Genomic DNA, 19,844 nt, shown 5'->3' on the forward strand with positions numbered 1-19,844 from the left:
GCGTTCATTCAGGATGTCAGCGTTACCGTTAGCGATCTTCGCGAGCAAGCTAGCTCCTACAGTAGGGGGTTATCGCAACCAGTTGGTGCGTGCCAGTTCGATAACCTCATCGCCACGCCCGCTCATCACCGCCTTGAGCATGTACAGGCTGAACCCCTTGGCCTGTTCCAGCTTGATGCTCGGCGGCATCACCAGTTCCTGAGTCGCGGTCACCACATCCACCAACACCGGGCCATCGTGGGCCAGGGCTCGGCGCAGTGCCGGCTCCAAGTCTTCGGATTGCTCCACACGTATGCCCAAAATGCCCATGGCATTGGACATGGCCGCGAAGTCCGGGTTTTTCAGCTCGGTGCCGGTGTCCAGGTAACCCGCAGCCTTCATCTCCATCGCGACAAAGCCCAGGGACGAATTGTTGAACACCACGAGTTTGACCGGCAATTGCAGTTGCGCCAGGGAAATGAAATCCCCCATCAACATGGTGAAACCACCGTCCCCGGACATCGAGATCACCTGTCGTCCAGGGAACGCCGCCTGAGCGCCGATAGCCTGAGGCATGGCGTTGGCCATCGAGCCATGGTTGAACGAGCCGATCAGCCGGCGCTTGCCGTTCATCTTCAGATAACGCGCCGCCCACACGGTGGGTGAGCCGACATCGGCGGTAAAGATCGCATCATCATCGGCCAGTTCGCTGAGCAAGCGCGCCACATACTGGGGATGGATTGGCCGGCCGGCCTTGGACGGTTGCGCCAGGTCATCCAGGCCTTGGCGGGCTTTTTCGTAGTGCTTGAGGGAGGTTTCGAGGAAGCTGCGATCGGTCTTGCGGGTCAGGCGCGGCAACAGCGCGTCGATGGTTTCACTGACGTCGGCGGCGATGCCCAGGTCCAGGGTCGCACGGCGCCCCAGGGCTTGGGGGTTGCGGTCCACCTGGATGATCCTGGCGTCGGTCGGGTAGAACTGGCGATAAGGGAAGTCGGTGCCGAGCATGACCAAGGTGTCGCAATCGAGCATGGCGTGGTAGCCGGAGCTGAAACCGATCAGGCCGGTCATGCCGACGTCGAACGGGTTATCCCACTCCACATGCTCCTTGCCCCGCAGTGCGTGCACCACCGGCGCGCCGAGGGCGTCGGCCAGCGCCACCACTTGATCGTGGGCACCGGCACAGCCGCTGCCACACAGCAGGGTGACTTTCTCGCTGCTCTGGAGCATGTCGGTGAGGCGCTGCAAGTCCTGCTCAATCGGCACGGTGCGCGGTGCGTGCAAGGCCGGCCACGGCTTGAGCTTATCTTCCACCTCCAACAGCGACACATCCCCCGGAATCACCACCACCGCCACGCCTCGGTTGAGGATCGCCGAACGCATGGCACGGTGCAGCACCTGAGGCATCTGCTCGGGGTTGCTCACCAGCTCGATAAAGTGGCTGCATTCCTTGAACAGCTCCTGGGGATGGGTTTCCTGAAAGTAATTCAGGCCAACCTCCGAGGACGGAATTTGCGCGGCAATCGCCAGCACCGGCACATGGTTGCGATGGCAATCGAACAAACCATTGATCAAATGCAGGTTACCCGGCCCGCAACTGCCGGCGCACACCGTCAACTCGCCGGTGGCCGCCGCTTCGGCACCGGCAGCGAAGGCGGCGACCTCCTCGTGGCGCACATGCATCCACTCGATGCTGTCCATGCTGCGCAGGGCGTCGGTCAGGCCATTGAGGCTGTCGCCGGTGAGCCCCCAGATACGCTTGATACCCGCTTGTTCCAGGGTGGTCGCCAACTGCTGGGCCAGGTTGATTTTCGCCATGAGGAACTCCAATCGTCAGTGAGGTTGAAAAACTGCTGATCAGTAGGGGACAGTTCAATCACGGCGAATGCTCCGCCATTAATGTGAAGATTGCGTCATGCTCGCGCGATACTGCCGCGTACGCCGCGCGATAAACCACTGGTCACAGGCCAATGCCAGCCAGGGCGCAACGTTGGGTTTGGGCAGACGGCCGCGGCTCAGGCGACGCATCTGGTCGCGCACCACGGCGAGGGTGGCGAGGGCGGCCAGCGGTTTGCGCTTCCATTCCATGGGCCGCAGTTGTGGGTTGAGGTCGCGACCTTCACGCCACTGTTTGATCAGTTGCGGCTCCAGGGTCAGGGCGGTGGCGATGCCGGCCATGGCGATGCCGCTGTCCAATACTTGCTGGACCACCGGCAAGCGGCGAATACCTCCGGTCACCATCAGTGGCATGGTGGCGATGCTCGCCATTTGCGTGGCGAAATCCAAAAAGTAGGCTTCACGGGCCAAGGTGCGGCCGTCCCGCGCTTCACCTTGCATGGCCGGCGCTTCATAGCTGCCGCCGGACAACTCAAGCAAATCGATCGGCAGTGTATTGAGCATTTCCACTACAGCGCGTGCATCGGTCTCATCGAAGCCGCCGCGCTGGAAGTCTGCGGAATTGAGCTTTACCGACACACAAAATGAAGGGCTGACATTGGCCCGCACGGCACGGATGACTTCTAGCAGCAGGCGTGCCCGGTTTTCCAGGGAGCCGCCCCAACGGTCGGTGCGATGGTTGCTCAAGGGCGAGAGGAACTGACTCAACAAATAGCCATGGGCGCCGTGGATCTGCACCCCGGTGAACCCGGCTTGCTCGGCCAGGCGGGCGCTGGTGGCGAAGCGCTTGATGACGTCCTGGATGTCGTCTTCGGTCATGGCCTTGGGTTTGGCGAACATCTTGGAAAAACTGCCCACATCCAGCGCAATAGCCGAGGGTGCCAACGCTTGTTGACCGAGGTTGGCCATGGTCTGGCGGCCCGGATGGCTGAGCTGTACCCAGAAGTGCACACCTTTGGCCCGGGCTACGTCGGCCCATTCACGAAAACTGGCCAGGTGTTGCTCGTTTTCCAGCGCGACACCGCCAGGGCCGGTCATGGCGCGGCGGTCGATCATCACGTTACCGGTCAACAGTAAGCCGGGCTCGCCGTCGGCCCAGGTCTTGTATAGCTGCTTCAATGCTTTGGACGGTGCCTGATGCAGGTCCGCCATATTCTCTTCCATCGCGGCCTTGGCGATGCGGTTGGCGATGACTTGGCCGTTGGGCAGTTGCAGCGATTCGAACGGTGACATGGGTTAACTCCTGAGCAGGGGAGGTCTCAGGCTAAGCTTAAAGTTAACTTTAATGTCAAGCGGCAGTCGATCACACAGGATTGACGGGCGATGGAACTGTAGGAGCGAGCTTGCTCGCGAAGAACGCGAGGGCGCCACTACAGCCAGGCGACCTGCGTTATCGTTCAGGTTTTTCGCGAGCAAGCTCGCTCCTACAGGGACAAGGTGTCAGCGGCGGCGGAACAGCGGCAGGGGTTCATCGGTGGCCGCTTGATAGGTCACCGAGAAATCCTTGAGACTTTCCAGCGCTTCGTACGGGTCTTTGTCCGCGCGCAAGGCGAAGGCATCGAACCCGCAGCGGTGCAGGTAGAACAACTGGTCACGCAGCACGTCGCCAATGGCCCGCAGTTCACCCTTGTAGCCATAACGGTCACGCAGCAGGCGGGCGTTGGAGTAGTTGCGCCCGTCGGTGAAGGCCGGGAAGTTCAGGGCGATGACCTGAAAATGCTGCACGTCATCACCGATTTCTTCGGCTTCCTCATCGGCGTCCAGCCACACGCCCAGGCCGCCATCGCGGGCCTTGAGGGCATGGCCGTGCTCACGCCACAGGGCCAGCGGCACGATCAGGTCGTCGCAGTTGGAGATGCCGTCGAAGCTCGCGTCCTTGGGCAGCAGGTGCCAGGTTTCGTCGACGACTGCGTTGTTCTTAATGATTCGCTGCATAGACACGCTCCTTGAACAGGTCGATGCCGATGCGCTGGTAGGTGTCGATGAAGCGCTCATCTTCGGTACGCTGTTCGATATACACGTCGATCAGCTTGCCGATCACCTCTGGCATGGCTTCCTGGGCGAAGGATGGGCCGAGGATCTTGCCCAGGCTCGCATCGCGGCTGGCGCTGCCACCCAGGGACACTTGGTAGAATTCTTCGCCTTTCTTGTCCACGCCCAGGATGCCGATGTGGCCGACGTGGTGGTGACCACAAGCGTTCATGCAACCGGAGATGTTCAGGTCCAGCTCGCCGATATCGAACAGGTAATCCAGGTCGTCGAAACGGCGTTGGATCGACTCGGCAATCGGGATCGACTTGGCGTTGGCCAGGGAGCAGAAGTCGCCGCCCGGGCAGCAGATGATATCGGTCAGCAGGCCTATGTTCGGCGTAGCAAAGCCGCCTTCGCGCAGTTCGCCCCACAGGGTGAACAGTTGGCTCTGTTCAACGTCCGCGAGAATGATGTTCTGCTCGTGGGAGGTGCGCAGTTGGCCAAAGCTGTAGCGCTCGGCCAGGTCGGCGACCGCGTCCAGTTGCTTGTCGGTGATATCGCCAGGTGCAACGCCGGTGGGCTTGAGCGACAGGGTCACTGCCACGTAGCCCGGCTTCTTGTGCGCCAGGGTATTGCGCGTGCGCCAGCGGGCGAAGCCTGGGTGTTGCTGGTCGAGTGCGGCCAACTCGGCGTCCTGATTGCTCAGGGCCTTGTACTCAGGGTCGACGAAGTGCTTGGCGACGCGGTGCACTTCGGCTTCGGTCAGGGTGGTCTGGCCGCCGCGCAGATGTTCCATTTCGGCATCGACTTTCTGGGCAAGCACCTCAGGGGTCAGCGCCTTGACCAGGATCTTGATCCGGGCCTTGTACTTGTTGTCGCGACGGCCATAGCGGTTGTAGACCCGCAGGATGGCGTCGAGGTAGCTCAACAGGTCCTGCCACGGCAGGAACTCGTTGATGAACGCACCGACCACCGGCGTACGACCAAGGCCGCCACCCACCAGCACACGGAAGCCCAGCTCGCCTGCAGCGTTGTACACCGGCTCCAGGCCGATATCGTGGACTTCGATGGCGGCGCGGTCCGAGGTCGAGCCATTGATGGCGATCTTGAACTTGCGTGGCAGGTAGGCGAACTCAGGGTGGAAGGTAGTCCACTGGCGCACGATTTCGCACCACGGCCGTGGGTCGATCAACTCGTCGGCAGCGACGCCGGCAAATTGGTCGGTGGTCACGTTGCGCAGGCAGTTACCGCTGGTCTGAATGGCGTGCATCTGCACGGTAGCCAGTTCAGCCAGGATATCCGGCACATCTTCCAGGGCCGGCCAGTTGAACTGCACGTTCTGGCGGGTGCTGATATGGGCATAGCCTTTGTCGAAGTCGCGGGCGATCTTGGCCATCATTCGCGTCTGGCGCGACGTCAGTTGGCCATAGGGCACGGCCACCCTCAGCATCGGCGCAAAGCGCTGCACGTAAAGGCCATTTTGCAGGCGCAGAGGGCGGAACTCTTCTTCGCTCAGTTCACCTGCTAAGTAGCGTCGGGTCTGATCACGGAACTGCTTGACGCGGTCCTCGATGATGCGCTGATCGTATTCGTCGTATACGTACATATAGGTCCTGTTCTCGGCAAATCTGCGCGCACGGCCGCGCACTCCCAACGGAGCCGGCGCACGATACCAGTTTGCGTATATGCGCAAAAGTGATGTTTGGGTATATGCACATAACCAAACTGACTAATGAGAACCGTTATCGCCATACCCACATTTGTCATGGGGGCAAGACTGGTCTTTACTGTGGACGAGTCTTAGTGCAGTCACCTATAAAACCGACAAGAGGCGATGCGATGAGTAATTCCACCAAAGCCCGTAAACCTGACAGTACCGTTGATGTCTGGGCCATTTTGTTTCTGATTATTCTCGTGGTCGGGACCGCTGTATTTTGGGTCAGCCACCAGTGATAAAACCGTTGATTGAGCAGCGACTGGTTGTCGAGTAGCCAAGATGATGGCGGTCGATATTCAAGGTTCATCTGAGCGCCTGCATTTGTCAGCGCCGCCAGCGCCGGTGGATGCCGTGCGCTGGCGGTCGTTGGCAAACCGGCGTCCTGTTTATGCGTTCAGTCTGCATCGGCGGCGGCGTTAAACACCGGCCAGGTACAGCACCAGCTTGACGATGCCAAACAGCGTCAAGGCAAACACCACCGTGAACGCAATGCCCAGGATCACAAAGTGGCTGGGTTTGCCATGGGTGAAATCGCGGGCGCGATTCTTGCCGCTTTGCACACCGAACGCGGCGGCCGTCACGCTGTGCAGCATCTGCCGGAAGGTCGGTGGTTTGTCATCGATTGGATCGTCCATAAACCCCTCGTCAACAAGGTTCTCATGCAGAGTATAGACAGTCTGTCGAGGCTCATTTGGAAGCCAGTACCTCCAACCCCAGGAATAGTCGCTGATCAAGCGGTGACTTGATCTCGGCTTTCTCCAGGTTGACCACGGCGCGGTTGTCGGCACGCGCCTGTTCAATCAGTTCCCGGCGCGTATATCGCTGTTCACTCGGGGTTTTAAGGTGACCGAAATCAGGTTGGGAGGGCGCTTGATCGACGGCCGAATAATGAAAATGCGCGTACCACAAAACATTGTCCTTTCCCTTTATACCCGCCCTGATTTTGCTTTTATCGCGTACTGCATACTCGGTGAGAAAGTCACCGGCCTTCAACGGCACGCGGCTCTTCACCAGGTTGATATCGACAAAACCGTGTTTCCACAAGTAATCGACGTGGGAGGCTTTGGGGCGTTGCAACTTGTACCCTTCGCTGCAACGCTCACGTGCCTGTTGCGTTGCCTCGGCCGCCAGGCTGCGGTACTGATCGATCAACGTGCGAGCGCCGGGATCGTTGGCGTGATCGCGCTGGAGTTCTTCGGCAAGGGTTGTGAACTTCGCTGCGTGCTGGGTCAGTATCACATCCCACTCAAGGGGATCGAGGCTTTCCAGTCGGCCCGGGTCGCGTAACTTTCGTTGTTGGAAGGCGATGCTGCTGTCAATGCCGGTGCGCTCGTCCCTGACGGTTTGCGCCTGTGCTTCTATGGTCTTCAGCGAACGCTTGATTGCCGTCGGCGCGGGCGCTGAGGGCCCGACCTCTTCAACCACGTTCCATACACCTTCGCCGGGGTGTTCAAGGTAGGTGGCGAGGGTTTTTCCGGTGAGCGGGTCCTTGATATCGACGAAGTTACCCGGTGTGTCGCGCTGGGTAGGGCGCACTTCACCCACCAGGGTCCTGCGGTCACGGGTCTTGATCACTCTTCGGTTCGGTGCTTTCTGCCGTGTGATGCGCTCGGGCGTTGGCAGTGGCGCGAAGCCTTCTTCCACCAGAATCAAATTGGCCAACTGCGCCTCAAGGCTGGTGCGGGCATAAGCCAGATAGTCCAGAAACGGTTGGCGATGCTCCTCGCGAATGAAGCCGGAATTCATTTCAGCCAGCGACGTGACAGCGTTTTCCAATTGCTCATATCGCTCCAGAACGTCCTTGAGGACGTCGATCTGCTCTCGGGCCGAATAGCCGGTAGTGGTGAGCATTTCCGTATGCGCCATCAAGCTGGTTGCGGTTCTCTTGTCGGTCAGCTCGCGTACGAATGGAAATTCCGTTGGGTTGCGCGAGTCATTCATGCGATTGAACACCAAGTCCATGAACACCAGCAGGGCGTGCTGTTTGATCGCGACCGAGCGGATGTTTTGATCAGAGGGCTTGCCTTGCAAGAGTATCTGGCGCAGGGCCGGGTCTGCCTCTTTGAGTAACGTCTCGATCTTTTCAGCGGGCTCGACCATTTCCGTAAGCGCGGCAAGCTGGCGTTTTTTGGTGATGATGTAGTCGTCGTAGGCGCCGCTGATGTTTTGCGGCAGCTCCCGTGATGCGCGGGCGCTGAGTTCAGCGTCGGTTTCGCCACGATCGGTTTCCAGGGCGTCTGCCATTTTTTGCGACACCGATTCGTAGATGCCTGCCCAGAAGTCAAAATTGCTTTTGCTTGCCCTGTTTCGCTCCCTTACATAAGTGGGGTCAGTCCTGTCGACAGCCATCAGTTCGCTGGCCTTGGCTTCGACTTTTTTCATCAGCGTCATTACCTCGCGGCCGTACTGCTGGAAGTTATCGAGGGCGATATTCCACTGCGTCCTGGCTTGGGCCGCCGCGACGCGCCGTTTCTCATGACGGATAAGAACTTCTGCGTGCAACTTCGGTATGTTCGCGGAACTGGCCAGCAATAACCAATCCTTGCGCAGGCTTTTGCTTTGTTCAACAAGTTGGGCACGGGCTGCGTTCAGAGTGCTTTGTAGCGAAAGCGAAGTGGGTATCAGCGAGAATATTTCGGCATTCAGTGCTTGCAATTCGGCCTTTAATACACCCAGTTTTTCGGCACGTTCCTTCTGCCATTTACTCAAGCGTTCCCGGGGCATTCCGCCCTCCAGCCTGGCGTGAGTGTCCAGGCGCCAGTGCCCCTGGTGGTCGCTTATCAGCTTGAAACCGGGGTGTTGCGGATATTGCGGGTGTACCAGATAGACCTCGTTGAATCCCGGCACCACATTGACCTGGAACAGCAACCCGCCGAGGCTGGCGTGCCAGGTGCCATTTATGCGGTAAAGGCCTTTGAGCGGGCCGCTGCCTTGCGCAGTCGGCAAGGGTTCAGGCCATGGCACATTGATGTCCAGCATCGCCCTCAGTCGTTCGCTTGCGTGTGGGCTTGCCAGCGAGCGAATGAAGTCCAGGGCGGTGTGGCCTGATGCAGGGGGTTCTCCCGGCAATGACACTGCGCCAGAACGTATCACTGGCGCATCCTGTGGTGGCGGCAGGCCTGGTGCACGGCGCCAGGTTTCAAGGCGCAACGCGCTGTCGGTTGCACTCGGTGGCGACAACGGTTTGGCAGAAGGCGATGCGCCATGCAGCAACACCATCGCAGTATTGAGCAGCAGATCAATCAGCGCCAACTCGCGGGTGGTGGGATCGTTGCTGTCCAGGCCCGCCAAGTCCTGCTCCAGGCTGGCAACCAGCACCAGGAACCAGCCGGCCAACATGGCTGGGCCCTGTACCAAGGGCAGCAGCAGTGTATTGAACAACAACCAGGCACCCTCCATCACAATGGCCCATCGGCTTTCGGTGTTGGAGATCGACTCGCGGTCCGCCAGGTCGACCAGTGCCCGTGCGGTGCTGCCAAACAGATGGTTGGGCAGTTGGCCGTTGAGCTGGGACTGGAGCCATTCACCGGCGCCGTCATCGACGGCCAGGGTCGCGGGCGCTGGTTTCTCGGGTCGGTTGAACTCGTCGCCGGGCAAGAAACGGATGATGTGCGGCTCTTTGATGCCGCCGTGTGCATAGATGGGGCGCGCCTTGTCCGACAGCCAGGTCAGCACGCTGTCCTGCAACGCACCCGGTTCGGCGATGGCCTCCAGCAGCGCCTGGCGCGTGGGGTATTCGTTGAGGGACTCGGCGTACAGCGGTCGGTACAGCAAGTGTGGGCCGACCTGGGAGTCGCGAGGCTCAATGATAAACATATTATTCACTTCGTCCGGCGTGGCCCCGGCTTTACGGCACAACGCCAGGGGGCGCAGGACGATTTCCTGATCGTTGACGAGTCTGAGCGAAGGCGTTTCTCCCATGAGCGCCTTGACATACTGATAACCCGTCACGGTCATGCCATGCTGCTGGCGGACCTTGAATTCCAGCGCCTGCATCGGCAGATGAGCCTTCAGTTCGCGAGTAAACAGCAACTCGCGGCGACGCGCCTCGACGGTATCGGACAGCAACAGATCTTTGAGGGCATTAGGGTAGGTGGTGCCGATATCGACGCGCTGGATCAGGCCGTTGCTGCCCATCAGATAGTCTTCATTCAACCAGCCAGGCAGTGGCGTGGCTGTTGTGGAAGACAGCTTCAACGTACCTTTGGGCTTGCCGGCCAGATTCTTCAGGGCCAGCTCCGTCAGCGACATGCGCACGTGCTCGATGATTCCCGCGCCGCCCGGATAACCTGCCGCTACGGCAAAGTCCAACAGCACCGCATCAGGGTCGAAATCGCCGTGATCGGCTTGCATCTGCTTGCGCAATGCGCTGCGGCTGAATGTGTGGATGTTTTCAATACCCTCGTTGAACGATCGCCCCTGGTTTTTTTGCAGAACATGCGCCATATCCTGCAAGTGGCGGTGATAGGCGAAACGATCCGCGGGCTCGGCTTGCTTGAGCCATTGCGGCAGTTGCTGGCTCACAGTGCCAAGGCGCTCGGTGTCGGGCAACTTGATGTCGGTAAAATACCTGGCCGGGTTGGTGATCATGTCCAGGCGTTGATCGAGTTCTTTTTCGTCTTGCCCCTGGAACGATAGGGCTGCCAGGTCTTCGAGTTGTTGGTTGAGGATCAGCCCGGCCTGTTGTTCAAACACGTTGGCGGCAGTTTCGTTGCGTTGCCAAGTGAGGCTGTCGAACTGAAACTCGCGTTGCATCCTGCTCCCCCAGGCCTGGCTGAACGCCTCCAGCGAATCAAACGCCTGGATTGCGCCGGCTACGCTGTAGAGCAACACCTGTTTATCGCGTACCAATAACAGGTCCGGGGTCAATACCCGCACCGTCTTGCCGAGGCGGGTGAGGGTGCTCTCGATGAAATATACATAGGTGGCGGGTGAGGAACGGGGCAGGCGCTCACGTTGCGCTGGCCAGGCGGCGACTACCGCCAGCATATCGCGCTGCACGTCGCTCAGCGGTGACTGGCTGGCCGCAGTGGCAATCATCTGACCATTGAGAAACTCTGCAAGCCACTGCCAGCGGCTGTTGCCATGATTGTCGACCTGGCTCCAGTAGTCGGCCAGATCGTGTTGCATGTACAAGTAAAGGGACGCGGGAAATTCGTCAAGAATCTGGGCGACCACCTGCATGTCGAGCGGCTGGCCATCCCCGGTCTTGAGCGCGGCGGGGGGCCGTGTCGTGAGGAAGTACGGACGCTCGCGTACGGCGCGCAGGTCAAGTAACTGTGGGTTCAGTACATGGGCGACAGCCACCTCCATGAGTGCGGGGTAGGTGTATTCGCCATTGGGCTGAGGGCTGGCAAGTTTGACCGCAAGCCAGTCGAGGTTCAGCGACGGGTAGTGCTCCAGCATCCGGCTGCGCAATGCCTTGAAGACGACGGAATACAGCGCCGGCCGCGTAGCGAAGCGCTCATGCACTGCCTGGGCGGGCAGTTGGCGAAAGGCTGAGTTTGACGAGGGAGTATTGGGTTCGGTCATGATGACATGCGTTTCCTGTATAAAACCGGTTGTGCTGAGCTGCCGGTTCAGCGGACCGAGAATCGGTCCGACACAGGAAATCGCATTGAGTCATCGTAGGTGCGGTAAACGGTTACCGCAGCCACTAGCAGCGTTACCTCAGTTGTCGTAGCCCAGATTCGGCGCCAGCCAACGCTCCGTCACGCTCAGGTCCTGGCCTTTGCGTGCCGTGTAGCTGGTGACCTGATCCTTGTCGACCTTGCCCACGGCGAAGTACTGCGCCTGTGGGTGGGCAAAATACCAGCCGCTGACCGCTGCCGCCGGGAACATTGCGTAGTGCTCGGTGAGGAACACGCCGCTGCGACCAGCGTGCATTTCGCGGGCTTGGGGGTCGAGCAGTTGGAACAGCTGGGCTTTTTCGGTGTGATCCGGGCACGCCGGGTAGCCGGGGGCAGGGCGGATGCCGCTGTATTGCTCCTTGATCAGCGCCTCGTTGTCCAGTTGCTCGTCCTTGGCGTAGCCCCAGTGTTCTTTACGCACTTGCTGGTGCAGCCATTCGGCGCAGGCTTCGGCCAGGCGGTCGGCGAGGGCCTTGACCATGATCGAGTTGTAGTCATCGCCAGCGTCCTGGTAAGCCTTGGCCACTTCCTCGGCACCGATGCCGGCGGTGGTGATGAACCCACCGATGTAATCGGTCACGCCGCTGTCCTTGGGGGCGACGAAGTCGGCGAGGGAGAAGTTCGGTTTGCCGTCGGTCTTGATGATCTGCTGGCGCAGGTGGTGCAGCCTGGCAATAGGCTGGCCGTCGTCGCCGTAGACTTCCAGGTCGTCATCCTGCACTTGGTTGGTCGGCCAGAAACCGAACACCGCACGGGCGCTGATGAGTTTCTCGTCGATCAACTTCTTGAGCATTTCCCGGGCATCGGCATACAGCGCGGTAGCCGCTTCACCTACCACCTCATCGGTGAGGATGCGCGGGAACTTGCCGGCCAGGTCCCAGGAGATGAAGAACGGCGTCCAGTCGATGTACTCGGCCAGGACGTTGAGGTCGATATTGTCCAGTACCCTGGCGCCGGTAAAGGTTGGCACCACCGGGGTGTAGCTGCTCCAGTCGAACTGCGGCTTCTTGGCGATGGCCGCCGGGTAGCTCAGGCGCTCGGTGCGTGCACTACGGTTGGAGGTGCGCTCACGTACGTCGATGTATTCCAGACGGGTCTTTTCGACGAAGCCGGCCTTCAACTCCTTGGACAGCAACTGGGTGGCCACGCCCACGGCGCGGGAGGCGTCGGTGACGTAGATCACCGCGTCATTGCTGTACTTGGGCTCGATCTTCACCGCCGTGTGCGCCTTGGAGGTGGTGGCGCCCCCGATCATCAGCGGCAGGTGGAAATCCTGGCGCTGCATCTCGCGGGCCACATGCACCATTTCATCCAGAGACGGCGTGATCAGGCCGGATAGACCGATGATGTCGCACTTCTGCTCCTTGGCCACCTGCAGGATCTTCTCCGCCGGTACCATCACCCCCAGGTCGACAATGTCATAGCCGTTGCAACCCAGCACCACGCCGACAATGTTCTTGCCGATGTCATGCACGTCGCCCTTGACCGTGGCCATCAGGATCTTGCCCTTGGCTTCGGGTTTGTCGCCTTTTTCCAGCTCGATGAACGGAATCAAGTGCGCCACCGCCTGCTTCATCACCCGGGCGGATTTCACTACCTGGGGCAGGAACATCTTGCCGGCGCCAAACAGGTCGCCAACGATGTTCATGCCCGACATCAACGGGCCTTCGATCACTTCGATCGGGCGTGCGAACGACAGGCGCGACTCTTCGGTGTCTTCGACGATGTGCGTGGTGATGCCCTTGACCAGCGCATGTTCCAGGCGCTTGTTGACCTCCCAGCCGCGCCATTCCTCGGTCTCGGCTTCCTTGACGCTGCCGTCGCCCTTGTACTTGTCGGCAATCGCCAGCAGGGCGTCGGTGCCCTCGGGTGTGCGGTTGAGTACTACGTCTTCGACGGCGTCACGCAGCTCGGCGGGGATCTGGTCGTAGATCTCCAACTGGCCGGCGTTGACGATACCCATGGTCAGGCCCGCACGGATCGCATGCAGCAGGAACACCGAGTGGATCGCTTCGCGCACCGGGTTGTTGCCGCGGAACGAGAACGACACGTTGGACACGCCACCGGAGGTCAGCGCATACGGCAGTTCGTCGCGGATATAGGCACAGGCGTTGATGAAGTCGACGGCGTAGTTGTTGTGTTCTTCGATGCCGGTGGCGACCGCGAAGATGTTCGGGTCGAAGATGATGTCTTCCGGCGGGAAGCCCACTTCATTGACCAGGATGTCGTAGGAGCGCTTGCAGATTTCTTTTTTGCGCGCTTCGGTGTCGGCCTGGCCGGCTTCGTCGAACGCCATCACCACCACTGCCGCGCCGTAGCGCTTGCACAGCTTGGCGTGGTGAATGAACTGCTCTACGCCCTCCTTCATGCTGATGGAGTTGACGATCCCCTTGCCCTGGATGCACTTGAGGCCCGCTTCGATCACTTCCCACTTGGAGGAGTCGATCATGATCGGTACGCGGGAGATGTCCGGCTCGCCGGCGATCAGATTGAGGAAGGTCACCATGGCCTTCTTCGAATCCAACATGCCTTCGTCCATGTTGATGTCGATCACCTGGGCGCCGGCTTCCACCTGCTGCAGGGCGACTTCCAGGGCTTCGGTGTAGTTGTCTTCGCGGATCAGGCGGGCGAACTTGGCCGAGCCGGTGATGTTGGTACGTTCGCCGACGTTGACGAACAACGAACTGCGGTCGATGGTGAACGGCTCCAGGCCCGACAGGCGGCAGGCCTTGGGAATGTCCGGGATCGGGCGCGGCGCGTAACCGGCCACGGCCTTGGCGATGGCTTCGATATGCCCCGGCGTGGTGCCGCAGCAACCGCCGACGATGTTCAGGAAGCCGCTTTGGGCGAATTCTTCGATAACCTTGGCGGTTTCTGACGGCAGTTCGTCGTACTCGCCGAATTCGTTGGGCAGACCGGCGTTGGGGTGCGCCGACACATGGGTGTTGGCCTTGTTCGACAACTCCTCCAGGTAGGGGCGCAGTTCACTGGCGCCAAGGGCGCAGTTCAAACCGACCGAGATCGGCTTGGCGTGGGCCACGGAGTTCCAGAACGCTTCGGTGGTCTGGCCCGACAGGGTACGGCCGGAGGCGTCGGTGATGGTGCCGGAGATCATGATCGGCAGTTCCACGCCCAGTTCCTCGAACACCCCTTGCACGGCGAAAATCGCGGCCTTGGCGTTAAGGGTGTCGAAGATGGTTTCGATCAGGATCAGGTCGGCGCCGCCTTCGATCAGGCCCTTGGTGGCTTCGGTGTAGTTTTCCACCAGCTCATCGAAGGTCACGTTGCGGTAGCCGGGGTTGTTCACATCCGGCGACAGCGAGCAGGTACGGCTGGTCGGGCCCAGTACACCGGCGACAAAACGCGGCTTGGCCGGGTTCTCGTGGGTTTTGGCGTCGGCCACCTTGCGCGCCAGGCGTGCGCCTTCCACGTTCAGTTCATAGGCCAGTTCTTCCATGCCGTAGTCGGCCATGGAGATACGCGTGGCGTTGAAGGTGTTGGTTTCAAGAATGTCGGCGCCGGCGTCCAGGTAGGCTTTTTCAATGCCGCCGATCACGTCCGGGCGGGTCAGCACCAGCAGGTCGTTGTTGCCCTTGACGTCGCTTGGCCAATCGGCGAAGCGTTTGCCACGGTAGTCCTGCTCCTCGAGCTTATAGCTCTGGATCATCGTGCCCATGCCACCGTCCAGGATCAGGATACGTTCCTTGAGGGCTTGGTGAAGGGCTTGCAGGCGAGCGCTACGATCGGGCATGGGACTACTCTGGTCAGGCATTACGGAGGGCGTGAATCATAGCAAACCTGTGCCGATTTGGAGCATGTCCGGGTTGTGCATGAATATCGCTCATGTTGCTGGCGGTCATGGCCCGGTAGAATCACCGCCATTTCACAGACCGCACGCCTTGAATCGGGACCCGATACATGTCACTTCGTTTGATCGTCAGCGCCGTCCTGGCCTTGATAGCCAGTACTGCGCAGGCAGAGGGTCCCGCTTCGGCGATTTCCTATACCCGCGATATCCAACCGATCTTCACCGAGAAATGCGTGGCCTGCCACGCCTGCTACGACTCCGCCTGCCAGCTCAACCTCGGGAGCGCCGAGGGCGCCGCACGCGGGGCAAGCAAAATGCCGGTGTATGACGGCGAGCGCAGCCAGGCCACGCCAACTACGCGGTTGTTTTATGACGCATTCGGTAAGCAGGCGTGGCAGCAGAAGGGCTTCTATTCGGTGCTGGACGCCCAGGGCAGCCAGGCTGCGCTGATGGCGCGCATGCTGGAGCTGGGGCACAACGCGCCGCTGGCGCCCAATGCCAAGCTGCCCGACAACATTGTGCTGGGGCTCAACCGCGAAAATATGTGCGCAACGCCCGGCGAGTTCAATGCCTATGCCGGCGCTCACCCCAAGGAAGGCATGCCGCTGGCGGTCACCGGCCTGACCGATCAGCAGTACCAGACTTTGCAACGCTGGCTGGCCTCCGGCGCGCCGATTGACGAGCAGGGCCTGGCGCCGAGCGCCAGGGAAGCGTTGCAAGTGCAACAGTGGGAAAACCTGTTCAACCAGCCGGGCGCCCGGGAAAGCCTGGTGGCGCGCTGGCTGTTCGAGCATTTGTTCCTGGCGCATATCTATTTCGAGAACGGCGAGCCGGGGCATTATTTCCAGTGGGTGCGTTCGCGTACGCCCAGTGGCCAGCCGATTGACCTGATCGCCACCCGTCGCCCCAACGACGACCCCGGCACCCAGGTGTACTACCGCCTGTGGCCGGTGCAGGGCGTGGTCGTGCATAAAACCCACATCACTTACCCCTTCAGCGCGGCGAAGATGGCGCGGATCAAGGCATTGTTCTACGCCGCCGACTGGCAAGTCACGGCCTTGCCAGGCTACGGCCCCGGCAGCCGCGCCAACCCGTTCGCGACATTCGAAGCCATCCCGGCTAAAGCGCGTTACCAATTCATGCTCGATAACGCTGAGTACTTCGTGCGTACCTTCATTCGCGGGCCGGTGTGCCGTGGGCAGATCGCTACGGACGTGATCCGCGATAACTTCTGGACGCTGTTCCAGGACCCCGACCACGATCTGTACGTCACCGATGCGCGTTATCGCGGCCAGGCCACGCCGTTGCTGGCCATGCCCGGGCAGAATGACGACGTGGGCAGTGTGCTGAGCCTGTGGCTGGCCTATCGCGACAAGCGCAACCAGTACGAAGCCTTGCGCCGTGACAACTATGCAGACCTGCCGGCGCCGAGCTGGTCGACATTGTGGGCGGGCAATGACAATGCCTTGTTGAGCATTTTCCGCCATTTCGACAGCGCTTCGGTGACCAAGGGCCTGATTGGCGAGGTTCCGCAGACGATGTGGCTGTTCGACTACCCACTGCTGGAACGCACCTATTACCAGTTGGCGGTGAATTTCGATGTGTTTGGCAACGTCTCGCACCAGGCCCAGACCCGCCTGTATTTCGACCTGATCCGCAACGGTGCCGAGCAGAACTTCCTGCGCCTGATGCCCGCCGACACCCGCGAAGACTTCATGGACGACTGGTACCAGAACAGCGGCAAGCTCAAGCTGTGGCTGGACTACGAAGCGATTGACGATGACAAGGCCAGTGGTTTGCACCTGAGCGAAAAAGACCCCAAGCGTGACTTCGCCAACCAGTTGCTGACCCGCTACGGCCATCTGAACGCCAACCCCGACCCGATCAACCGCTGCAGCGGCGCGTTCTGCTCCCGCGACGGCATCGACCCGGCCTTGCAGGATGCCGAACAAGCGCTGAGCCGCCTGACCTCGCGGCCGGCGGCAGGGCTCAAGGTGATCGAGCAATTGCCCGAAGCCACGATGCTGCGCATCGAAACTGCCAGCGGCAAGCGCGAGGTCTACAGCCTGCTGCGCAACCGTGCCCACAGTAACGTGGCGTTCCTGCTGGGAGAGGCGTATCGCTATCAGCCGGGCCTGGACACTGTGACCATTTACCCTGGCGTGCTCAGCAGCTACCCGAACTTCATGTTCAATATACCGGCCCGGCAAGTGCCTGAGTTTGTCGCGCTGATGGAGCAGGCCAAGGACGCCAAGAGCTTCGAGAAAATCGTCGACCGCTGGGGTGTGCGGCGCAGCCATCCGTTGTTCTGGCAGTATTTCCACGACTTGTCGCAGTACATCCGCGAAACCACGCCGGTGGAAGAGGGTGTATTGGACATGAACCGCTATGAGAACCTATAACGAAGTGCATTGATCCGGTCATTTCTCCATGTGGGGCTGAAGCAGTCGGATATTTACCTACAGATTGGAAAGGGGTAGGCCGATGCTGATTTCAGTGCAGTTGTTGCGCGCGTTGGCTGCATGGGTGGTGGTGGGTCACCATGTCATGCAGCTGTTTTTCAACTTCGAGGCCCACAACGCCTTCGAGGACCTGTTGGTCGAAAAGGGCGGCGCCGGGGTGGACGTATTCTTCGTCATCAGTGGCTTGGTGATTTTCCTCGCGAGCGCCGATAAAGCGCTCACGCCCTGGCGCTTCATGCTGATGCGCGTGGCCAGGATTGCTCCGGCGTACTGGTTCTATACCGTGCTTTTGGCTGTGCTGGTCACGGTCATGCCCTGGATGTTTCCAGACGTTCAGCTAGAACTGGGTCATGCGCTCCTGTCGATGCTCTTTATTCCCGCGCAAAACCCGGCGGGCTACGGCGTGTATCCACTGCTGGATGTGGGCTGGACACTGAATTTCGAGATGCTGTTCTACTGCCTGTTTGCTGTTGCGCTGCTGGTGCGTGAAGCCTATAGGCTCTGGGTGGTGGCGGTACTGCTGTATCTGCTGTGCTACGTCATTGGCCCCGCCTTTGACTTGGCCGATGGGTTTTACCGTAATGACATTGCTCTGGAATTTCTCATGGGCATGGCAATCGGCATACTTTACCGCCGCGGTCTGTGCCGAGCCAGGCCTTGGCTGGCGTTGCTGGGTGTCGTCGCGGCATTGGCAGCGATTTACCACGGCGCGGATGTACCCCGAGTATTGGAATGGGGAGTGCCCAGCGCCGTGTTAGTGATCAGTTGTGTGGCGCTGGAGCCTTACTTCCATGGTTCGCGCTTGATAAAACTGCTGGGGGACTGCTCCTACTCGGTCTATCTGCTTCACGTACTGGTGCTGTGTGCTGGGCGCTGGGCCATCGAACACAGGGCAATAGACCCCTACGCAATGATACCGGTGTGCATCGCCGTCATTGCGCTGGGCGCCTTGGCCAGTTATCAAGTGTTGGAGCAGGCTACGCATCGCAGGCTCAAACATTGGTTTGGCATTGATGATGCGTTACCCATAAGGCAAAAGCATTAGGACTGCTGTTTGGCGGCTCAGGGCCTCACGTACTTCCAGTAGGCTTTCCCATAGTCCATCAGCAACTCGGTCCCGGCAGGGATGTCCCGCCAAGCGACTATAAACACCATGTATTTGCCTACGTACAGGGCGCCGACATTTTCGATGCCAACGTCGGGCAGGTTGGGCACCTTGACCGCATTGATCAGGCTCAGCGTATTGCTGTTACCGTGGCCGCTGATAGTCGCGCCATGAGTGTGGGTTTGGAATAAATACGTGCCGACGGCCGCTTCACCTTTTTCCAGTATCTCGGTATTGAGCGAGGCTTGATTCAAGTGCACCTTGCCGGTGTACGGCCCAATGACATCAAAACGTTTTATATCGGTTCGGGCCACCACCGACAGGCCACGCTCCGGGCCCTCGGCCAGTTTCCTGACCTCCAGCAGTCGATCGAGTTTGCGATGATGGTTGCCTTCTTTAGAGATCCAGTCGCGGATACTCTTGGTTGCAGCCTCTTTGACTTCGACGTGTTGCAGCCCTGTGAACTCGTCAAAAAACTGGTTGGCGTCGGTGATCTCTATGTTTTGCAACGGACCTTCAAGTTCAAGGGTCAAGCTGCGCCTGACGTCGTTGGGGTCTTGCAGAATTGGCGCATTATTGTTGATTTTATGATCAAAAGACGCGGTGATTGAAGTGGATCGGCGCCGCGTGGTTGCGGTGTCGTCCTCCAGGCGCGGACGTTTTGAGCTGCTTGCGGTGGGCGGCGCAGGCCGCTTCCTGGCCACAGGCTCGTCCAGCGGGCTTCTCTGTCCGAACAGCCACCTTTCTCTACCGGCGCGGGTCATGCTGCCATTGTCATTGACGTAGTTGCTCCAGATAACCGGATTGAGGTTGTTCTGCTCGACAAATGCGTGCATGGACACCCTTGAATTGGGGGCGTTGTAGTGCTTGTTCCACTCTTGCAGGTGTTCGGGTTTCAGGTCGTCGAATTGTTCACCCCTGGCGTATTTGGCCAGTACCTTGCCTGCCGCTCTATAGGTGCCATCAAGGTTTACATGCTCGGCAAGGGCCACCGGGTCCAGGTTATGGTCGGCGGCGAAGCCCTCAAGGGTGAGGTTGTTGCGCTCGCGCTGGGACGCCTTGCTCCAGTGCTCCATATGCTCGTAAGTGACGCTGGTGCGGGCGGTTCCCGCGCGGTCTAGCATCTTTAGCCCCCGAGGTGTCAGGGTGTTGCGGCTGTTGACGAACTGCCGAAAGGCGCTGGGGTCCAGGTTGTAAGTGCTGACGAACTTGTCCATGGTTTTTTTCAGGGCGTCTTCACTGGCTTCGGTCCATTTCAACAGCACTGAGGGCGTTACAA

The 19,844-nt window shown here is 59.9% G+C and carries 10 protein-coding genes; 2 read left to right on the forward strand and 8 right to left on the reverse strand.

Translation table 11 applies throughout. The features are described from left to right. Window positions 1-69 precede the first annotated feature (69 nt). From poxB to metH, 7 genes are all read right to left on the reverse strand, one after another. Window positions 70-1,794 carry a ubiquinone-dependent pyruvate dehydrogenase gene (poxB, locus tag JFT58_RS19300; protein ID WP_054897504.1) on the reverse strand — a complete coding sequence of 575 codons (1,725 nt, stop codon included), beginning with the start codon at window positions 1,792-1,794 and terminating at the stop codon, window positions 70-72. A gap of 78 nt (window positions 1,795-1,872) precedes the next feature. Then, a complete protein-coding gene (locus JFT58_RS19305) occupies window positions 1,873-3,105 on the reverse strand; it encodes an NADH:flavin oxidoreductase/NADH oxidase family protein (protein ID WP_054897505.1) in 1,233 nt (410 codons plus the stop codon). 207 nt (window positions 3,106-3,312) lie between these two features. After that, window positions 3,313-3,807, reverse strand: a complete 495-nt coding sequence (locus JFT58_RS19310) for a DUF934 domain-containing protein (RefSeq protein WP_003190711.1) — start codon at window positions 3,805-3,807, stop codon at window positions 3,313-3,315. Then, window positions 3,791-5,449: a nitrite/sulfite reductase gene (locus tag JFT58_RS19315; protein ID WP_054897506.1), complete on the reverse strand. Its 1,659-nt coding sequence runs from the start codon at window positions 5,447-5,449 to the stop codon at window positions 3,791-3,793. The genes JFT58_RS19310 and JFT58_RS19315 overlap by 17 nt, the downstream gene beginning before the upstream one ends. 527 nt (window positions 5,450-5,976) lie before the next feature. Next, window positions 5,977-6,195 (reverse strand): DUF2970 domain-containing protein, encoded by a 219-nt coding sequence (locus JFT58_RS19320; RefSeq protein WP_054897507.1) that lies wholly within the window; start codon window positions 6,193-6,195, stop codon window positions 5,977-5,979. Window positions 6,196-6,247: 52 nt separating this feature from the next. After that, window positions 6,248-11,092: a dermonecrotic toxin domain-containing protein gene (locus JFT58_RS19325; RefSeq protein ID WP_054897508.1), complete on the reverse strand. Its 4,845-nt coding sequence runs from the start codon at window positions 11,090-11,092 to the stop codon at window positions 6,248-6,250. A gap of 138 nt (window positions 11,093-11,230) precedes the next feature. Then, window positions 11,231-14,941 (reverse strand): methionine synthase, encoded by a 3,711-nt coding sequence (gene metH / locus JFT58_RS19330; RefSeq protein ID WP_054897509.1) that lies wholly within the window; start codon window positions 14,939-14,941, stop codon window positions 11,231-11,233. Between the two features lie 167 nt (window positions 14,942-15,108). On the opposite strand from metH, the gene JFT58_RS19335 reads away from it, so the two are divergent. Together JFT58_RS19335 and JFT58_RS19340 are read left to right on the forward strand one after the other, a co-directional pair. Beyond that, window positions 15,109-17,400 carry a fatty acid cis/trans isomerase gene (locus tag JFT58_RS19335; protein WP_054897510.1) on the forward strand — a complete coding sequence of 764 codons (2,292 nt, stop codon included), beginning with the start codon at window positions 15,109-15,111 and terminating at the stop codon, window positions 17,398-17,400. Between the two features lie 82 nt (window positions 17,401-17,482). Beyond that, a complete protein-coding gene (locus JFT58_RS19340; RefSeq protein ID WP_054897511.1) occupies window positions 17,483-18,505 on the forward strand; it encodes an acyltransferase family protein in 1,023 nt (340 codons plus the stop codon). Between the two features lie 17 nt (window positions 18,506-18,522). Here JFT58_RS19340 and JFT58_RS30825 read toward each other — a convergent pair whose 3' ends face one another. Next, window positions 18,523-19,782, reverse strand: a complete 1,260-nt coding sequence (locus JFT58_RS30825; RefSeq protein WP_371264144.1) for an SET domain-containing protein — start codon at window positions 19,780-19,782, stop codon at window positions 18,523-18,525. Window positions 19,783-19,844: the final 62 nt, after the last annotated feature.

The sequence above is a fragment of the Pseudomonas sp. MF6767 genome, from assembly GCF_016405475.1.
Classification (GTDB): domain Bacteria; phylum Pseudomonadota; class Gammaproteobacteria; order Pseudomonadales; family Pseudomonadaceae; genus Aquipseudomonas; species Aquipseudomonas paracarnis.

Bases quoted from the DNA above. Each gene is read 5' to 3' on its own strand.
- poxB (WP_054897504.1), bottom strand. From the start codon at position 1,794: ATGGCGAAAATCAACCTGGCCCAGCAGTTGGCGACCACCCTGGAACAA.
- JFT58_RS19305 (WP_054897505.1), bottom strand. From the start codon at position 3,105: ATGTCACCGTTCGAATCGCTGCAACTGCCCAACGGCCAAGTCATCGCC.
- JFT58_RS19310 (WP_003190711.1), bottom strand. From the start codon at position 3,807: ATGCAGCGAATCATTAAGAACAACGCAGTCGTCGACGAAACCTGGCAC.
- JFT58_RS19315 (WP_054897506.1), bottom strand. From the start codon at position 5,449: ATGTACGTATACGACGAATACGATCAGCGCATCATCGAGGACCGCGTC.
- JFT58_RS19320 (WP_054897507.1), bottom strand. From the start codon at position 6,195: ATGGACGATCCAATCGATGACAAACCACCGACCTTCCGGCAGATGCTG.
- JFT58_RS19325 (WP_054897508.1), bottom strand. From the start codon at position 11,092: ATGACCGAACCCAATACTCCCTCGTCAAACTCAGCCTTTCGCCAACTG.
- metH (WP_054897509.1), bottom strand. From the start codon at position 14,941: ATGCCCGATCGTAGCGCTCGCCTGCAAGCCCTTCACCAAGCCCTCAAG.
- JFT58_RS19335 (WP_054897510.1), top strand. From the start codon at position 15,109: ATGTCACTTCGTTTGATCGTCAGCGCCGTCCTGGCCTTGATAGCCAGT.
- JFT58_RS19340 (WP_054897511.1), top strand. From the start codon at position 17,483: ATGCTGATTTCAGTGCAGTTGTTGCGCGCGTTGGCTGCATGGGTGGTG.
- JFT58_RS30825 (WP_371264144.1), bottom strand. From the start codon at position 19,782: ATGGACAAGTTCGTCAGCACTTACAACCTGGACCCCAGCGCCTTTCGG.